Source organism: Kitasatospora sp. NPDC056446 (assembly GCF_042796115.1).
Classification (GTDB): domain Bacteria; phylum Actinomycetota; class Actinomycetes; order Streptomycetales; family Streptomycetaceae; genus Kitasatospora.
Genome location: NZ_JBHTRF010000076.1, coordinates 1,060 through 19,382, shown reverse-complemented (window position 1 = coordinate 19,382; position 18,323 = coordinate 1,060). Strand labels below are relative to the sequence as shown.

Genomic DNA, 18,323 nt, shown 5'->3' with positions numbered 1-18,323 from the left:
GGATGCCGGTGTGCCGACGATCACGTTGAGGTGAAGAGATGCCATTGACCCCCGAGGACGTTCGGAACAAGCAGTTCACGACCGTCCGCCTGCGTGAAGGCTATGACGAGGACGAGGTCGATGCCTTCCTCGACGAGGTCGAGGCGGAGCTGACCCGCCTCCTCCGGGAGAACGAGGACCTGCGCGCCAAGCTGGCCGCCGCGACTCGTGCCGCCGCGCAGAACCAGGCCAACCTGCGCAAGGAGCCGCAGCAGGACGCCCCCCGCCAGGGCGGCGCCCCGGTGCCGGCCGCCATATCCGGCCCGCCGGTCCCCGGCCAGCAGGGCCCGGGCGGCCCGCAGCAGATGGGCCCCGGCGGCCCGCAGCAGATGGGCCCGGGTGGTCCGCAGCAGCAGATGGGTCCCGGCCCGCAGCAGCAGCAGATGGGCAACCAGCCCCTCGGCCTGCCCGCCGGTTCCGCGCCGCAGCTCCCGCCGGCCGGCGGCCAGCAGCAGCAGATGAACCAGACCATGGGCGGCCAGCAGCAGCTGGTCCAGCCGATGGGCGGTCAGATGCTCCAGCCCATGGGCGGTCCCGGTGGCCCGCAGCAGATGGGCAACCCGATGGGCCAGGGTATGGGCCAGCAGGGTATGGGCCAGGGCATGGGCCAGCAGGGCATGGGCCAGGGCATGGGCCAGCAGCAGATGGGCGGCCCCATGGGCGGTCCGCAGCAGCAGATGGGCAACCCGATGGGTGCCCCGATGCAGCAGCAGGGCCCCGGTGGCGACAGCGCCGCCCGGGTGCTGGCGCTCGCTCAGCAGACCGCCGACCAGGCGATCTCCGAGGCCCGTTCCGAGGCCAACAAGATCGTCGGCGAGGCGCGCAGCCGGGCCGAGGGCCTGGAGCGCGACGCCCGTGCCAAGGCGGACGCCCTGGAGCGGGACGCGCAGGAGAAGCACCGCGTCGCGATGGGCTCGCTGGAGTCCGCTCGCGCCACGCTGGAGCGCAAGGTCGAGGACCTGCGGGCGTTCGAGCGTGAGTACCGCACGCGTCTGAAGTCGTACCTGGAGACCCAGCTGCGCCAGCTGGAGTCGCAGGCCGACGACTCGCTCGCCCCGCCGCGGATCCCCGCCACCGCGTCGCTGCCGCCGGCGGCCTCGTCGATGGCGCCCGCCGGTGCGAGCGCGATGGGCAGCGGTGCGCCGAGCTTCGGTGGCAGCCAGCAGTCCTTCGGCGGCGGCCAGCCGTCCTTCGGCGGGAACACCTCCTTCGGTGGCAACTCCTCGGCGCCGAGCTTCGGCGGGCAGTCGAACGGCGGCAACAGCGGTGCTCCGCAGATGCAGCCGGCCGGGATGACCCAGCCGATGGCGGCCGTCCGTCCGCAGCCGCCGCAGCCGATGCAGCAGGCCCCGGCGCCGATGCGCGGCTTCCTGATCGACGAGGACGGCGACAACTGAGGTTGTAGCACGGCCTTTTGAGAGCGCCTCCGCTCGGACCCACGGGTCCGGGCGGGGGCGCTTCTTCGTGTGTCCGCGTGGCCGGGGCTGTCGCGACGGGGGCCTGGCGCCGGGCGTCCTGGTGCCGGGTACGGCGAAGCCGCCGCCACCCACGGGGTGACGGCGGCTTCGCCGGTCGGTCAGGCCTTGCGGAGCTGGAAGGCGAGGCCGAGGGATTCGTCGGCGAAGCTCTCGGAGTCCCAGTCGGCCGCGCCGGCGGCGAAGTCGGTGGCCAGGACCTCCTCGGCGACCAGGGGGCCGTGCTCGGCGATGGCCTCGGCGGTCTCCTCCGAGGTGGCGCGCCAGCGCAGGACGATCCGGTCGGCGACGTCCAGGCCGGAGTTCTTGCGGGCCTCCTGGATCTGGCGGATGGCGTCGCGGGCGATGCCGAGGCGCTTGAGCTCCGGGGTGATGGCCAGGTCGAGGGCGACGGTGGCCCCGGACTCGTTGGCGACGGCCCAGCCCTCGCGCGGGGTCTCGGTGATGATCACCTCGTCCGGGGAGAGGGTCACCGTCTCGCCGTTCAGCTCGACCGAGGTCTCGCCGCTCGCGCGCAGCTCGGCGGCCAGCCGGGCGGCGTCGGTGGCGGCGACCGCCTTGGCGACGTCCTGCACGCCCTTGCCGAAACGCTTGCCCAGCGCGCGGAAGTTGGCCTTGGCGCTGGTGTCGACCAGTGAACCGCCGACCTCGGCCAGCGACTCCAGGGTGGAGACGTTGAGCTCCTCGGCGATCTGCGCGCGCAGGTCGGCGGGCAGCTCCTCCCAGCCCTGGGCGGCGACCAGCGCGCGGGAGAGCGGCTGACGGGTCTTCACGCCGGACTCGGCGCGGGTGGCCCGGCCGAGCTCGACCAGGCGGCGGACCAGCGCCATGTGCCGGGAGAGGTCGGTGTCGACCAGCGACTCGTCGGCGACCGGCCAGCCGGCCAGGTGGACCGAGGCCGGGGCGTCCGGGGTGACCGGGACGACCAGGTCCTGCCAGACCTGCTCGGTGATGAACGGGGTGAGCGGGGCCATCAGACGGGTGACTGTCTCCAGCGCCTCGTGCAGGGTGGCCAGCGCGGCGGCGTCGCCCTGCCAGAAGCGGCGGCGGCCGCGGCGGACGTACCAGTTGGACAGGTCGTCGACGAAGCCGGAGAGCAGCTTGCCGGCGCGCTGGGTGTCGTACGCCTCGAAGGCCGCGTCGACCTCGCGGACCAGGGTGTTCAGCTCGGAGAGCACCCAGCGGTCCAGCTGCGGGCGGTCGGCCGGGGCCGGGTCGGCCGCGGACGGGGCCCAGCCCGAGGTGCGGGCGTACAGGGCCTGGAAGGCGACGGTGTTCCAGTAGGTGAGGAGGGTCTTGCGGACCACCTCCTGGATGGTGCCGTGGCCGACCCGGCGGGCCGACCAGGGCGAGCCGCCGGCCGCCATGAACCAGCGGACGGCGTCGGCGCCGTGCTGGTCCATCAGCTGGATCGGCTCCAGGGTGTTGCCCAGGTGCTTGGACATCTTGCGGCCGTCCTCGGCCAGGATGTGGCCCAGGCAGACGACGTTCTCGTAGCTGTTCTTGTCGAACACCAGGGTGCCGATCGCCATCAGCGTGTAGAACCAGCCGCGGGTCTGGTCGATCGCCTCCGAGATGAACTGCGCCGGGTAGCGCTTCTCGAACAGCTCCTTGTTCTGGTACGGGTAGCCGTACTGGGCGAAGGGCATCGAACCCGAGTCGTACCAGGCGTCGATGACCTCGCTCACGCGGGTGGCGGTGCCGCCGCAGTCGCGGCAGTCGAAGGTCACCGCGTCGATGAACGGGCGGTGCGGGTCGAGGCCGCTCTGGTCGGTGCCGGTGAGCTCGGACAGCTCGGCCAGCGAGCCGACGCAGGTGAGGTGGCCCTCCTCGCAGCGCCAGATCGGCAGCGGGGTGCCCCAGTAGCGGTTGCGGCTGAGCGCCCAGTCGATGTTGTTGTTCAGCCAGTCGCCGAAGCGGCCGTGCTTGACCGTCTCCGGGTACCAGTTGGTGGCCTCGTTCTCGCGGATCAGCGCGTCCTTGACGGCGGTGGTCCGGATGTACCAGGACGGCTGCGCGTAGTAGAGCAGCGCGGTGTGGCAGCGCCAGCAGTGCGGGTAGCTGTGCTCGTACGGCAGGTGGCGGAAGAGCAGGCCGCGCTCCTTGAGGTCCGCGACCAGGGCCTCGTCGGCCTTCTTGAAGAACTGGCCGCCGACCAGCGGGACCTCGGGGGCGAAGGTGCCGTCGGCGAGCACCGGGTTGACCACCGGCAGGCCGTACTTGCGGCAGGTCGCGAGGTCGTCCGCGCCGAAGGCGGGCGACTGGTGGACGATGCCGGTGCCGTCCTCGGTGGTGACGTAGTCGGCGTTGAGGACGTAGTGCGCGTCCTCGATCTCGACCAGGTCGAAGGGGCGGCGGTAGGCCCAGCGCTCCATCTCGGCGCCGGTGAAGGACTCGCCGGTGGCCTCCCACCCCTCGCCGAGGGCCTTGGCGAGCAGCGGCTCGGCGACGACCAGCCGCTCCTCGCCGTCGGTGGCCACCACGTAGGTGACGTCCGGGTGGACGGCGGCGGCGGTGTTGGAGACCAGGGTCCACGGGGTGGTGGTCCAGACCAGCAGGGCGGCCCGGCCGGCCAGCGGGCCGCTGGTCAGCGGGAAGCGGACGAAGACCGAGGGGTCGACCACGGTCTCGTAGCCCTGGGCCAGCTCGTGGTCGGACAGGCCGGTGCCGCAGCGCGGGCACCAGGGGGCGACCCGGTGGTCCTGGACCAGCAGGCCCTTGTCGAAGATCTGCTTCAGCGACCACCAGACGGACTGGACGTACGAGGGGTCCATCGTCCGGTAGGCCTCGTCCAGGTCCACCCAGTAGCCCATGCGGGTGGTGAGCTCGCTGAAGGCGTCGGTGTGGCGGGTCACCGAGTCGCGGCACTTGTCGTTGAACTCGGCGATGCCGTAGGCCTCGATGTCCTGCTTGCCGGAGAAGCCGAGCTCCTTCTCGACGGCGAGCTCGACCGGGAGGCCGTGGCAGTCCCAGCCGGCCTTGCGGGCGACGTGGTAGCCCTTCATCGTCCGGAAGCGGGGGAAGACGTCCTTGAAGACGCGGGCCTCGATGTGGTGCGCGCCGGGCATGCCGTTGGCGGTCGGCGGGCCCTCGTAGAACACCCACTCGGGGCGGCCCTCGGACTGCTCCAGGCTGCGCTGGAAGATCTTGTTGTCCTGCCAGAACGACAGGATGCCGTGCTCCAGGGCAGGCAGGTCCACCTGTGCGGGGACGGAGTTGTAGGTGCTGCTCATCGCGGGCGTCGACCTCCGGCGGATACGTGGGACTGGATCCTCCGGAGGGACGAGGCGGCGAGCCGCCCCGCGGTACCACCCTCCTTGGCCGCGGTGCTGCGTTGCGGCCCTCTTGTTTGGGCTTGCTGCCGGGTCTACCGGGCCGTCGCGGGCTTCGCTGCGGCCGTTCTTCCGGCGGCTCCGGGGTGATCTTCCCGCCGTGCACACCCCCGGGCTCGCACCGTCCCCGGGTCGCTGGTGGCTGCGTACGTCGGTACTCGTCCCATCTGCGCCTTGCACGGCCAGTGTATCGGCCGGGCGAGTCGGTTTGTCCAAACCGTTTCGGCCGGGCGGCTGCCGGGAGCCCGACGGGGCTGGTCAGGGCGGTGCCCGGGTGGTGGTTAGGCGGGGGTGATCTGGGCACAACCCTGTGAGTGTGCGGGGCGTGGCGGCTGGGGCGGCTGCCTGGGTGGGATCGTCGTGAGGAGCCGGTATGTCATGTTGTGACCGGTTTTGATCGGGATTATCGTTCCGGCACTGGGAGCCGCCGGGAACCGGCGGCTCGATTCGTTCGTAGATGGGGTCGAAGCCATGGCTGAGAAGGGAACCGGCGCGGGTACCGCCACCAAGCGGGCACGCAAGGCCGTGGCGGTCGATCCAGGGGAGGGGACCATGACCACTACCGCACCGAAGAGCAGCACCGACACCGTCACGGTGCCGCGGGGGGCCGAATCGGTGGACCCGGCCACGCTGCCGGTCCGACCGGGCGAGGACCCGTGGACCGCCGAGGAGGTCCACGAGCTGCACACCGAGCTGATCAGCGAGCTGGAGCGGCTGCAGGGCGAGATCGACGCCGCGGAGGCGGCCATCTCCGGCCTGATGCGCGACTCCAACGACGGAGCCGGCGACGACCAGGTGGACGCCGGTACGAAGAACATCTCGCGGGAGAGCGAGCTGGCGCTGGCCAACAACGCCAGGGACAGCCTCGCCCAGACCGAGCGCGCCCTGAACCGGCTGGAGGGCGTCGGCTTCGGCACCTGCGAGTCCTGCGGGCAGGCCATCGGCAAGGCCCGGATGCAGGCCTTCCCCCGGGCGACGCTCTGCGTGCAGTGCAAGGCCAAGCAGGAACGCCGCTGAACAGGGCGGCCGAAGCGACGCAGGGGGTCGGGCTTGCCGTACGCTCGACCCCGTAACGTCGCCTGACGCGCCCGCACGGCTGCGGACGCGTCCAGGCCGTCACCGGCCCACCACCCTCCCCCTCCTACGGCCGGGGGAGCTCCATCGGCAGCGGAGCGGATCATCAGTACGCAAGGTTCCCCCCAGACCCGGGACGACGCCGTCCCGTCCCCCGGCGATGCCGTGGAGGTGCCCGTGGCCGAACCGTCCGAGGCGGCATCCGTGGACGAACCGGCGGTGGCGGAGAAGCCGATGGGTCCCCGGCGGATCGGCGTGCTGCTGGCCGTCGCGCTGCTCGCCTTCCTGATCGACCTCGGCAGCAAGCTGCTGGTCGTCGCGAGGCTGGAGAACCACGCGGCGATCAAGGTGGTCGGCGACGTCGTCACCCTCCAGGTGATCCGCAACTCGGGTGCGGCCTTCGGGATGGGGCAGGCGCTGACCGTGGTCTTCACGATGATCGCCTCGGCCGTCATCGTGGTGATCTGGCGGATCGCCCGCAGGCTGTACAGCCTGCCCTGGGCGATCGCGCTCGGGCTGCTGCTCGGCGGGGCGCTCGGCAACCTCACCGACCGGCTGTTCCGCGCGCCGAGCGTCTTCCGCGGGCACGTCGTGGACTTCATCTCGGTCCAGCACTTCGCGGTGTTCAACCTCGCCGACTCGGCGATCGTCTGCGGCGGGATCCTCGTGGTCCTGCTCTCCTTCCGGGGCAGCAACCCGGACGGGACCGTCCACCAGCAGGGCGGCAAGGGGGAGTAGCCCCGGCCCCGGACCGGCCCCCGCGCCGTCCCCGTCCCCTCCCGGAGGGGCGGGCCGGGAGTGCGGCGGGCGGGGGAGGGCCGTGTTTCCGGCATACTCGTACGGGTGAGTACCGCAGCGCAGATCCGAAGCCTCCCCGTACCCGACGGCCTGGAGGGCGAGCGTCTCGACGCCGCCCTGGCCCGGATGTTCGGCTTCTCCCGCACCAAGGCCGCCGAACTGGCCGCCGACGGCAAGGTGACGCTCGACGGCGCCGTGGCCGGCAAGTCGGACCGGGTGACCGCCGGCTCCTGGCTGGAGGTCGAGATCCCCGCCCCGGCCGCGCCGGTGCAGATCGTCGCCGAGCACGTCGAGGGCATGCGGATCGTCCACGACGACGAGGACATCGTGCTGGTCGACAAGCCGGTCGGCGTCGCCGCACACCCCAGCCCCGGCTGGACCGGCCCGACCGTGATCGGCGGGCTCGCCGCGGCCGGGTACCGGATCTCCACCTCGGGCGCGGCCGAGCGCCAGGGCGTCGTGCACCGGCTGGACGTCGGCACCTCGGGCCTGATGGTCGTCGCCAAGTCCGAGCGCGCGTACACCGACCTCAAGCGGCAGTTCCACGACCGGATCACCGAGAAGCGCTACCACACGCTGGTGCAGGGGCACCCGGACCCGATGAGCGGGACCGTGGACGCGCCGATCGGGCGCCACCCCAGCTCCGACTGGAAGTGGGCGGTGACCCAGGAGGGCAAGCCGTCCATCACGCACTACGACCTGATCGAGGCGTACCGGGCCGCGTCGCTGCTCGCGATCAAGCTGGAGACCGGGCGCACCCACCAGATCCGCGTCCACATGTCCGCGCTGCGCCACCCCTGCGTGGGCGACCTGACGTACGGCGCCGACCCGACGCTCGCCAAGCGGCTCGGGCTCACCCGGCAGTGGCTGCACGCGGTCTCGCTCGGCTTCGAGCACCCGGCGGACGGCCAGTGGGTCGAGTTCTCCAGCGAGTACCCGGAGGACCTGCGCAACTCGCTGGACATCATCGCGGCGGAGAGCTGACATGAGCGTCGACATCCGGGTCGCCCGGGGGGAGTCCGACCTGGAGCTGGTGCGGGCGGTCCGGCGCGAGGTGTTCATCGTCGAGCAGAACGTGCCCGAGGAGCTGGAGTACGACCAGTACGACGGGACCTCGGTGCACCTGCTGGCGGTGGGCGCCGACGGGACCGGACTGGGCACCGGACGGCTCATCTTCGGGGACCAGGCGCGGCAGCTGACCGGGGGCGTCGAGAGACGGGCGCTGCTCGGGCGGCTCGCCGTGCTGGCGGCGGCCCGGGGCACCGGGCTCGGCGCCGGGCTGGTGCGGGCCATCGAGGCCGCGGCGGCCGAGCGCGGGGCCGTGGAGGTGGAGCTGCACGCCCAGGTGCAGGCGCTCGGGTTCTACGAGCGGCTGGGGTACGCGGCCGAGGGGCCGGTGTACGACGACGCCGGGATGCCGCACCGGACGATGACGCGGGCGCTGTAGGGCGCCGGTACCGACGACGGGTGTTCCCCGTGCCTCCTCGGGGGCACGGGGAACACGCGTTTCGGGGGGTGTCAGGTGCCGGTGGTGCGCAGCCGGGGGAGGGCCTGCGGGTGCTCGTCGCGCAGGTAGGCGATGAGCTGCTCGCGGATGTCGAAGCGCAGCCGGGCGGCGTCGTCGGGGGAGCGGGCGGTCATGGTGGCCCGGACGACGATGGTGCTGGGGGTGGTGTCGGTGACGTCGAGGGCCCACTCGGCGCCGTCCCAGAGCGGGTGGCCGTCGAGCCGGGTGCGCAGGGCGGTGCGCAGCTCGTCCACCGGGGTGGTGTGGTCCAGGTGGAGCAGGACTGCGGCGAGCAGGCCCGGGTCGCGGCGGGTCCAGTTCTCGAAGGGCTTGTTGACGAAGTAGGAGACCGGGACGATCAGCCGGCGGTAGTCCCAGAGCCGGACCACCAGGCAGGTGAGGGTGATCTCCTCGACCGTGCCCTGCTGGCCGTCCACCACCACGGTGTCGCCGATCCGGACGGTGTCGCCGAAGGCGATCTGCAGGCCGGCGAAGAAGTTGCCGAGGGTGCTCTGGGCGGCGATGCCGGCCACGATGCCGATGAGGCCCGCCGAGGCGAGCAGGCTGGCGCCGATGCTGCGCATGGCGGAGAAGGTCAGCAGCATCACGGCGACGGTGACCACGACGATGACCGCGCTGACCACCCGGCGCAGCATGCTGATCTGGGTGTGCACCCGCTGGACGCGGGCGGGGTCGTCGACGCGGGCCTCGTAGCGGTCGAGCAGGCCCTCCAGGACGGCGGCCACCACGCGGACGGTGAGCCAGCCGAGGGAGGCGAGCAGGAGCAGCAGGACCAGGTGGCGCGGGCCCTCCTCCCCCTGGACGTGGAAGATCCGCCTGAGCGGGTCGGCGGCGAGCAGCAGGGCCGACACCACGGTGAGTTGGAGGGGGATCCGGCAGCGGCGGAGCAGTGCCCAGACGGGCACGTCGGGGTGGCGGGCGCCGACGCGCTGGAGGGCCTGGTCGACGGCCCAGCCGATCGCCAGGGTGGCGGCGACGGTGGCGAGCAGAATGATCAGCGGCCAGAGCATGGGGCGTACGATACTCGGGCACAGTGGGGCGAAACGGGCTTGAAGGTGCGTCGGGCCCGGCGTCGGTGGCTTCGGGGGCGGGGGGCGGCGGGGGCCTCGGCGGCGGCCTCGGCGGCGGCTTCGGGGGCGGCTTCGGGGGTGGTCTTATCGGGCGCATACCCGGACGGCGGATACGATCAGCGGCCATGGAGTTCGGTGGGGCATGGCGCCGTTGGCGCGGCCGGGGTACGACGGTCGGACGCAGGGTGGTGGCCGGTGCGGTCGCCCTGGTGGTGGTGGCCGGAGTCGGTACGGCGACGATGGCGTCCGGCGGTGAGCAGACGGTCCGCGAGGAGGACCGTTTCCTCGGCATGCCGGAGACGCCCGGAAGCGCGCAACAGGTGCAGGTGGACACCTCGTTCTTCACCACCGGCAGCAGTCCGCGGCCGGCCGTGCTCCTCGCGCACGGCTTCGGCGGCTCCAAGGAGGGCGAGCGCGAACGCGCCCAGCAGCTCGCCCGGCAGGGGTACGCGGTACTGACGTGGTCGGCGCGCGGGTTCGGACGCTCGGGCGGCAAGATCGGCCTCAACGCGCCCGACCGCGAGGTCGAGGACGTCCGGCACCTGGTGGACTGGCTGGCCCAGCGGCCCGAGGTGCAGCTCGACGGCCCCGGCGACCCGAGGGTCGGCATCACCGGCGCCTCGTACGGCGGGGCGATCTCGCTGCTCGCCTCCGCGTACGACCACCGGATCGACGCGGTGGCGACCCAGATCACCTGGTGGAACCTGGCCGACGCGCTGTTCCCGCAGGGTGTCCAGGGCTCCGGGGCGTCGGACGGCGTGTTCAAGAAGCTGTGGGCCGGGATCTTCTTCACCACGGGCTCGGCAGGTGACCTCGGGCCGTCCGGCGGTGCGCCGCGGGAGGGCGGGGAGGCCAAGCCGCAGGCGGACGGGCAGGTCGGCTGCGGGCGGTTCCTGGACTCGCTCTGCCAGATGTACGACCGGGTCGCGACCGCCGGGCACGCCGACCCGGAGGCCGTCGCGCTGCTGGACCGCTCCAGCCCGTCCTCGGTGGCCGCGCAGCTGAAGGCGCCCACGCTGGTGGTGCAGGGGCAGCAGGACTCGCTGTTCCCGCTGGACCAGGGCGACCGGATCGCGCAGGCGATCGCCGCGAACGGCGCGCCGGTCGCGGTGGACTGGTTCGCGGGCGGGCACGACGGCGGGACGGACACCAGTGCCCGGGTCGACGACCGGGTGACGGCCTGGTTCGACCACTACTTGCGGGGACGCGGCAACGACACCGGCCCGGGGTTCCGGGTGACCCGGACCGGCGGGGTGGACTCGACCGGCTTCCAGGCCGTGCTGCGCGGCGCCACCGCCGACCGCTACCCGGGGCTGGGCGGGACGGGCACCCGCTCCGTCGCGCTGACCGGCGGGGAGAAGACCATCGCCAACCCGCCCGGCGGGGCGCCGCCCGGGATCTCCACGCTGCCGGGCATCGGCGCGCTGAGCCAGGCGGCCTCGCTGGGCGCCGGGCTGTCACTCGACTTCCCCGGGCAGAACGCCGCCTTCGACTCGGCGCCGCTGGACTCGCCGCTGCACCTGACCGGGCAGCCGACCGTCCCGGTGCGGGTGACGGCGGACCGGCCGGACGCGGTGCTGTTCGCGAAGCTGTACGACGTCGGGCCGGACGGCAAGTCGGTGCTGCCGCAGCAGCTCGCGGCGCCGCTGAGGGTCACCGGCGCGGACGCCGGGCGGACCGTCACCGTGGCGCTGCCGACGGTGGACCACACCTTCCCGGCCGGGCACCGGGTGCGGCTGGTGCTGGCGAGCACCGACCTGGCGTACGCCTCGCCCGTCGAGCCGGCCACCTACCAGGTCGCGCCGGCCGGGGTGCTCACCGTGCCGACCGTCGATCAGTTGGTCACCGAGTCGGCGCCGCTGCCCTCGCGGACCTGGCTGCTGCCGGTGATCGCCGTGGTGCTGGCCGCGGGCCTGGTGCTCTCGCCCCGGCTGCGCCGCCGCCGGGCGGCCGGCGGGCCGGCCTTCGACCCGGAGCTGGCCGGGGTGCCGCTGCTGATCAGCGGGCTGAGCAAGCGCTACAAGGGCGCCCAGGACCGCTACGCCGTACGGGAGTTGGGCTTCCGGGTGGAGCGGGGCCAGGTGCTCGGACTGCTCGGGCCGAACGGCGCGGGCAAGACCACCACCCTGCGGATGCTGATGGGGCTGATCCGGCCGGACGCCGGGGAGATCCGGATCTTCGGACACCTGGTGCGGCCCGGTGCGCCGGTGCTGTCGCGGGTCGGGGCGTTCGTGGAGGGCGCCGGCTTCCTGCCGCACCTCACCGGGCGGGCCAACCTGCGGCTGTACTGGCAGGCGACCGGGCGGCCGGAGGCCGACGCGTGCTTCGACGAGGCGCTGGCCATCGCCGGGCTCGGGGAGGCGCTGGACCGCGCGGTGCGGACGTACTCGCAGGGCATGCGGCAGCGGCTGGCGATCGCGCAGGCGATGCTCGGGATGCCGGACCTGCTGATCCTGGACGAGCCGACCAACGGGCTTGACCCGCCGCAGATCCGTGAGATGCGCGAGGTGATGATCCGGTACGCGGCGGGCGGGCGGACGGTGATCGTTTCGAGTCACCTGCTGTCCGAGGTCGAGCAGAGCTGCACGGACCTGGTCGTGATGGACCGGGGGCAGCTGGTCACGGCGGGCCCCGTCGGGGAGATCGTCGGCGCCGGCGAACTGCTGATGATCGGCATCGCCGACCCGTACGACCCGGCGGCGGTCGCCGGGAAGGTGGCCGCGCTGGCCGGGGTCGGTTCGGCGGAGGCGGTCGACGGCGGACTGCTCGTCCGGCTGGACGGCCTGGCGGCGAGCGGCCTGCTGGCCGAACTGGTGCGGCTGGAGGTGCCGGTGGAGAGCGCCGGACCGCAGAGGCGCCTGGAAGACGCGTTCCTGTCGTTGATCGGAGGTGGTGCAGAGTGAGTCAGACGGTCTCCGCCGACCACGCGCAGGGGTACCGGGCGAGCCGGACCCTGCCGCTGCGGGTCGAGGCGATGCGGCAACTGCGCCGCCGCCGCACGCTGGTGATCGGCGCGGTGCTGGCCGCCATGCCGTTCGTCATCCTGGCCGCCTTCCAGATCGGCGGCACCCCCGGCCGCCCGGACCGGACCACCTTCATCGACCTGGCCACCGCCTCGGGGGCCAACTTCGCGGTCACCATGCTGTTCGTCGGCACCGGCTTCATGCTGGTGATCCCGGTCGCGCTGTTCTGCGGGGACACCGTCGCCTCCGAGGCCAGCTGGTCCTCGCTGCGGTACCTGCTGGCGGCGCCGGTGCCCCGGGCGCGGCTGCTCGTGCGCAAGTTCGCGGTCGGGCTGGCGTTCTCGGCGGTCGCGGTGGTCATGCTGCCCCTGATCGGGCTCGCCGTGGGGACCGCCGCCTACGGGTGGGGCGACCTCAAGCTGCCCGCCGGGGTCAGCCTGCCGGCCGGGCAGGCGCTGCCCCGGATCGCGATCGCGGTGGCCTTCGTGTTCCTCGCCGAGATCGTGATCGCGGCGCTGGCGTTCTGGCTCTCGACGGCCACGGACGCGCCGCTGGGCGCGGTCGGCGGCGCGGTGTTCGTGTCGATCATCACCGGGGTGCTGGACGCCGTCACCGCGCTCGGGGACCTGCGGGAGTGGCTGCCGGCGCACTGGCAGTACGCGTGGGCGGACGCGTTGCAGCCGCAGCTGGAGTGGGGCGGCATGGTGCAGGGCGTCTCGCTGTCGCTCTCGTACGCGGCGGTGCTGCTGGCGCTGGCGTTCCGGGGGTTCGCCCGCAAGGACGTGGTGTCCTAGCGGCGGGGCCGGTGGGTGGCGGTGTCGGGCCGGGGGCCGCGTCGTGGTGCGGTGGGGCGGGTGGGACATGGGGGATCATGGGTGGGTAGCTGACCCCCGCTGGTGAAGGACCCGAAACCGTGGCCCAGATCGTCCTCTTCCACTCCGCCTACGGACTGCGCCCCGCCGTGCACGCCGCCGCCGGCCGGCTGCGCGCCGCCGGGCACACCGTGCACACCCCGGACCTCTTCGAGGGGCGGACCTTCGACTCGATCGAGGACGGCGGCGCCTACCAGGAGGAGGCCGGGGGCAGCGAGGAGATGCTCCGGCGCGCGGTGACGGCGGCGGCGCCGCTGTCCGAGGGCGGGCTGGTGTACGCGGGCTTCTCGCTCGGCGGCGCGATCGCGCAGAACCTGGCCCTGGCCGACGAGAAGGCGCGCGGGCTGCTGCTCCTGCACGGCACCTCCGACCTGCGGGAGGACGCCGCCACCTCGATCCCGGTGCAGCTGCACATCGCGGAGCCCGACCCGTTCGAGCCGGAGGACTGGCTGAACGCCTGGTACCTGCGGATGCGCCGGGCCGGGGCCGAGGTCGAGGTGCACCGCTACCGGGGCGCCGGGCACCTGTTCACCGACGCGGAGCTGCCGGACCACGACGCCGAGGCGGCGGAGCGGGCCTGGGCGGCGTCGCTGGACTTCCTGGCCGAGGTCGACGAGCAGGAGGAGTAGGTCTTCTCCGGGCGCTGCGCGGTTGCTCCGCGGGCGCTCTCCGGGCGGGGCCCGGAAGGCCAGGTCGAGGCGGAAGCCCGGCCTGGCCTTCGGCGTTTCCGGGGTGCTGCCGGGGTGTTGTCGGGTGCCGCCGGGGGTGCGGCGGGGGTGTCGTCGAGGGGCCGGTGAGGCCTGTGGGACGGGTGTGACGAGCCGCCGGGCGGACGGTCGGGAGGCGGCGGAAGTGCCGGTCGCCGACCGGTTGCAGGCCGGAAGGACTGTTTCCGGACAGCTACCCACAGTGATCGACAGGGGAGTGGTCCAGACCTCTTGTCGGGCATATGCCACCCTGCCAGCAGTGATGATCACACTACGAACTGTTGTTAACCGAACGGCCGCCCCGGCGTCACAGTCTGACGGCAGGTCAGGTTGACCGGATTGCCTAGGGCGTCGTTGATCTCCCGGGAAAACACTCCATAGAGTCGCCGTGCACTCCGACCTCACCAGCTCGTCTAATCCGTGGAAATGCCGTCGAGCCATTTCCCGTGACTCAAGCAAATGGAGCGGCACATGCTTGTTCTCGGAATCACCAACAACGACCTGGCCGGCGCCTGCCTGGTTCAGGACGGAACGGTCCTCGCGGCCGTCAGCGAGGAGCGGTTCTCCCGGGTCAAGGACCACAAGGCCTGGCCGGAGCAGTCGATCGACTACGTCCTGAAGGAGGCCGGGGTCAGCCTTTCCGATGTCGACCGGGTGGCCTACGGATGGCAGGCGGGATTCAGCGCCGAAAAGCACCTGCTGCTCTATGTGGACCGCATTGCGGAGGAGGCCCGGCTGCGCCCCGAGGCGCTTCCGCACCTTCGCAAGCGGATATCCGACGAAATTCAGAACGACCGCGAGAAGCGCGGCGAGTTCGATGCCTTCATTGAAGAGAACGGGCTGCGCGGCAAGGTGGTTCACGTCGACCACCACGAGTCGCACGGCCTGGGTGCCTTCCTCTGCTCCCCGTTCGACGACTCCCTCGTGGTCACCTGCGACGGCCGCGGGGACTTCCAGTCCCTGACCGTCACGCACTACTTCCCCGGCGGCGAGGAGGTGCTCCAGCGCGAGACCTCGATCGACAGCCTCGGCTACTTCTACGGCCGGATCACCAAGCTGCTCGGCTTCCGCCCCAACCGCCACGAGGGCAAGATCACCGGCCTGGCCGCCAACGGCGACCCGGACAAGCTGCTCCCGCTGATGCGCCGGATGATCGACGTCGAGGAGAACGGCGCGATCCGCGCCCGCTGCGGCGACTGGTACCAGCCGTCCTACGAGGGCTACTCCGAGGAACTGCTGGCCGAGATCGCCACCCACGAGCCCGCCGACGTCGCGGCCGCGGCCCAGCGGCACGTGGAGAACCTGCTGACGGCCGTGGTGGCGCGCCACATCGGCCGGGTGACCAGCGGCAACGTCTGCCTGTCCGGCGGCGTGTTCGCCAACGTCAAGCTCAACCAGCGGATCTTCGAGACCGCGGGCGTGCGGAACATCTACGTGCTGCCGCCGATGGGCGACGGCGGCCTGCCGCTCCAGACCGCCGTGATCGTGGCCCACCGGGAGACCGGCGAGCGGCCCCGGGTGCCCTCGATGGCGCTCGGGCCGGACGCGGCCATCTCCGAGGGCCGGCTGGAGGAGGTCCTCCAGGACTACCCCGAGCTGCGCTACCGGCGGGTCGGCGAGGACATGCAGGAGGTGCTGCTCGCCGCGCTGGCCGCCGACCAGGTCATCGGCACCTACCGGGGCCGGATGGAGTTCGGCCCGCGCGCGCTCGGCCGGCGCAGCGTCATCTACGGCACCGCCGACGTGACCATGAACGACTGGCTCAACAAGCGGCTGAACCGTACCGAGTTCATGCCCTTCGCGCCGATCACCGCGGAGGACCTGGCGTCCGACTGCTACGTGGGCTGGGAGCCCGAGCAGCCGGCCGCGCTGTTCATGACGCTCACCTACGACTGCCACGAGGCGTTCGCCAAGGCCTGCCCGGCCGTCGTGCACGTCGACAACACGGCCCGTCCGCAGATCGTCCGGGCCCAGGACGACCCGTTCCTGCACCGGCTGCTGATGGCCTGGTACGACCGCAGCGGCCAGGCGGCGCTGGTGAACACTTCGTTCAACAAGCACGAGGAGCCGATCGTCGGGTCGCACCGCGACGCGCTCGACCCGCTGGACGACGAGGTGATCGACCTGCTGCTGGTCGACGACGTGTACCTGGTCTGGAAGGACTCGGCCAACAGCTTCATGGCGGCGCAGGCGGGCCAGGCGGCGTCCTGACCGGCTGATCGCTTGGTCGGTCGGCTGATCGGCTGATCGCTTGGCCGGTCGGTCGGCCCGGGGGGTCAAGTGGCGAGGTCCAGTCCACTTGACCCCTCTGGCCGGTGAGAATTGAACTATCGTCAGACCGTATGGCGTAAGCGCCGAGTGAGGAGACCGATGCAGCCGCAAGCCGGAACGCGGTACGAGGTCGAGGCCGTCGTCTTCGACATGGACGGCGTCCTGATCGACTCCAGGCCCGTGATCGAGGAGGCCTGGCGGTCGGTGGCCCGGCGCCACGGCCGGGTGCTGGCCGACCCGGAGGTCGAGGAGTACGTCCACGGGCGGACCGGCGACCAGACGGTACGGCTGATCTTCCCGGACCACTCGGACGCCGACCGGAAGGCCATCTGGGCCGAGGTCGACACCGTCGAGGAAGAGGCCCCCTACCAGGCCGTTCCCGGCGCCGACGGGCTCGCCACCCGGCTCTGGCACGCGGGCGTGCCGGTCGGCCTGGCCACCAGCAGCTGGACCCGGAAGATCGACAACGCGCTGGGCGGCCTCGGGCTGCTCGACGTCTTCCGGGTGCGGGTCACCCGGGACGACGTCGAGCACGGCAAGCCGCACCCGGACCCGTACCTGGCGGCCTGCCGGGAGCTCGGGATCCGCCCGCAGCGCACCCTGGTCTTCGAGGATTCGGTCAGCGGGGTCCGCTCGGCGGTCGCGGCGGGAGCGGTGTGCGTCGGGATCGGCGGGGCCGCCCTGGTGGACGCCGGCGCGGTCGTCTCCGTACCGGACTTCACCGCGCTGGTGGTGGCGGGCGGCGGCGGCTCCATCACGCTGGCCGACCCGGACGGGCTGGTCACCGTGGAGCTCGCCCTCGGGCCCGACGGTGGCTGAGGCCGGCCGGGCCGCACCGGACCCGGTGCTCGCCGACTCCGTGCCGGAGCGGGAGCCCGCCGCCCCCGCCCCGGAGCGGGCCGGCGCGGCGGCCGCGCCGGTGATGGCCCGGTCGGCGGCGGTCTCGGCGTTCGGCGTGTTCCTCGTCCTGGGCGTGCTCACCGCCTCGCTCGGTGCCTCGCTCCCCTTCCTGCGGGAGCGGTTCGGCGCCGAGCACGAGGTCGGCCGGGTGGTCTCCGCGTACAACCTCGGCGCGCTCGCCGCGACTGTCTGCATCGGACTGCTCGGTCGGCGGCTGAACGTCCGGGCCGCGCCGCCCGTCCTGCTCGCGGTCTTCGCGGCGGGCGCGGCCGGGATGGCGGCCAGCCCCGGCTGGACGGCCTACCTCGGCTGCGCGGCGGTCACCGGCATCGGGTACGGCGGGCTGGCGCTCACCCTCAACACCGCGTTCGCGCGGGGGTTCGCCGGGAACAGCGTGGTGATGGTCAACCGGCTGAACGCGGTCTTCGGGATCGGCGCGATGCTGGGCCCGCTGGCCGCGGGGGCCGTCGGGCACACGGACATCCGGCTCCTCGCCCTGGCGGCCGCGGTCTGCGCGCTGCCGTGCTTCCTGGTCGGGCGGGCGGGGGCGGTGCTCGCGACCGCACCGGAGCGGGCCGCGCCCGAGCGGTCCGGCTCGGGCCCGCGGGAGGGCCGGCGGGAGGGCCGGCGGGCCGGGGCCGGGCTGGAGCTGCTCCCGTTCCTGCTGGTGGGCCTGGTGTACGCGGGCATGGAGACCAGCATCGGCACCTGGCAGTCGACCCAACTGGTCCGCGACGGCTGGAGCACCCAGGCCGCCACCACGGCGGCCTCCGGGTTCTGGGCCGGGATGGCCATCGGGCGCCTGGTCGTCCCGCAGCTGACCAGGCGGATCCCGGGCCGCACCACCCTGCCGGCCTACCTGGCGGCCGGGCTCGGCGCGTTGGCGCTCGCGGCGGTGCCGCACTTCGCGGTGGTCGCCTACCCGCTGGCAGGGCTGGCGCTGGCGCCGGTGCTGCCGACCCTGATCGCGTGGGTCTCCGGCGTGGCGGAGGTGCCGCAGCGGGCGACCTCCGTGCTGACGCTCTGCTGCATGCTCGGCAACGCGGTCGTACCGGCCGTGGTCGGGGCGCTCAGCGGGTCGGGCGGGGCGGTGGTGATCCCGGTGGTGCTGGCCGGGGCGTGCCTGCTCTGCCTCGGGCTCGCGGTGTGGCTGCGGGCCGCTCGCCGGTAGGCGGTAGGCGGTAGGCGCGGGTGCGCAGGAAGTCGGACGGGCCGACTTCCAGGGCACCGCGGTGCGGCGGGGGGGCGGGAACGGGCGGGGGGGGGGGCGGGGGGACCTCGGGGGGGGGCGGGT

The 18,323-nt window shown here is 72.9% G+C and carries 13 protein-coding genes; 11 read left to right on the top strand and 2 right to left on the bottom strand.

Going from position 1 to position 18,323, the window contains the following annotated elements; all coding sequences use genetic code 11:
- Nucleotides 1-38 precede the first annotated feature (38 nt).
- Nucleotides 39-1,436, top strand: a complete 1,398-nt coding sequence (locus ACFQ6N_RS32710; RefSeq protein ID WP_380657077.1) for a DivIVA domain-containing protein — start codon at nt 39-41, stop codon at nt 1,434-1,436.
- A 179-nt stretch (nt 1,437-1,615) separates the two neighbouring features.
- Here ACFQ6N_RS32710 and ileS read toward each other — a convergent pair whose 3' ends face one another.
- Complete coding sequence (gene ileS / locus ACFQ6N_RS32705; protein WP_380657075.1) at nt 1,616-4,747, bottom strand: isoleucine--tRNA ligase; 3,132 nt, start codon at nt 4,745-4,747, stop codon at nt 1,616-1,618.
- 651 nt (nt 4,748-5,398) lie between these two features.
- On the opposite strand from ileS, the gene ACFQ6N_RS32700 reads away from it, so the two are divergent.
- From ACFQ6N_RS32700 to ACFQ6N_RS32685, 4 genes are all read left to right on the top strand, one after another.
- Entirely contained in the window at nt 5,399-5,863 is a 465-nt protein-coding gene (locus tag ACFQ6N_RS32700; protein WP_380657073.1) for a TraR/DksA family transcriptional regulator, read from the top strand.
- Between the two features lie 159 nt (nt 5,864-6,022).
- Nucleotides 6,023-6,658, top strand: a complete 636-nt coding sequence (gene lspA / locus ACFQ6N_RS32695; protein WP_380657122.1) for a signal peptidase II — start codon at nt 6,023-6,025, stop codon at nt 6,656-6,658.
- A gap of 105 nt (nt 6,659-6,763) precedes the next feature.
- On the top strand, nt 6,764-7,702 hold the full coding sequence (locus ACFQ6N_RS32690) for an RluA family pseudouridine synthase (protein WP_380657070.1): 939 nt from the start codon (nt 6,764-6,766) through the stop codon (nt 7,700-7,702).
- 1 nt (nt 7,703) lies between these two features.
- Nucleotides 7,704-8,165, top strand: a complete 462-nt coding sequence (locus ACFQ6N_RS32685) for a GNAT family N-acetyltransferase (protein WP_380657067.1) — start codon at nt 7,704-7,706, stop codon at nt 8,163-8,165.
- 71 nt (nt 8,166-8,236) lie between these two features.
- Here ACFQ6N_RS32685 and ACFQ6N_RS32680 read toward each other — a convergent pair whose 3' ends face one another.
- Nucleotides 8,237-9,256 (bottom strand): mechanosensitive ion channel family protein, encoded by a 1,020-nt coding sequence (locus ACFQ6N_RS32680; RefSeq protein WP_380657064.1) that lies wholly within the window; start codon nt 9,254-9,256, stop codon nt 8,237-8,239.
- Between the two features lie 185 nt (nt 9,257-9,441).
- Between ACFQ6N_RS32680 and ACFQ6N_RS32675 the strand changes: the two genes are divergently transcribed.
- The 6 genes from ACFQ6N_RS32675 (at nt 9,442) to ACFQ6N_RS32650 (ending at nt 18,200) form a co-directional block, all read left to right on the top strand.
- Nucleotides 9,442-12,219 carry an alpha/beta fold hydrolase gene (locus tag ACFQ6N_RS32675; RefSeq protein ID WP_380657061.1) on the top strand — a complete coding sequence of 926 codons (2,778 nt, stop codon included), beginning with the start codon at nt 9,442-9,444 and terminating at the stop codon, nt 12,217-12,219.
- Nucleotides 12,216-13,073, top strand: a complete 858-nt coding sequence (locus tag ACFQ6N_RS32670) for an ABC transporter permease (protein WP_380657059.1) — start codon at nt 12,216-12,218, stop codon at nt 13,071-13,073. The genes ACFQ6N_RS32675 and ACFQ6N_RS32670 overlap by 4 nt, the downstream gene beginning before the upstream one ends.
- Before the next feature lie 119 nt (nt 13,074-13,192).
- Complete coding sequence (locus ACFQ6N_RS32665) at nt 13,193-13,780, top strand: dienelactone hydrolase family protein (protein ID WP_380657057.1); 588 nt, start codon at nt 13,193-13,195, stop codon at nt 13,778-13,780.
- Between the two features lie 549 nt (nt 13,781-14,329).
- Entirely contained in the window at nt 14,330-16,069 is a 1,740-nt protein-coding gene (locus tag ACFQ6N_RS32660) for a carbamoyltransferase (RefSeq protein ID WP_380657055.1), read from the top strand.
- 159 nt (nt 16,070-16,228) lie between these two features.
- Complete coding sequence (locus ACFQ6N_RS32655) at nt 16,229-16,948, top strand: HAD family hydrolase (RefSeq protein ID WP_380657052.1); 720 nt, start codon at nt 16,229-16,231, stop codon at nt 16,946-16,948.
- Nucleotides 16,941-18,200: an MFS transporter gene (locus ACFQ6N_RS32650; RefSeq protein WP_380657049.1), complete on the top strand. Its 1,260-nt coding sequence runs from the start codon at nt 16,941-16,943 to the stop codon at nt 18,198-18,200. Before ACFQ6N_RS32655 ends, ACFQ6N_RS32650 begins: the two co-directional genes overlap by 8 nt.
- Nucleotides 18,201-18,323 lie beyond the last annotated feature (123 nt).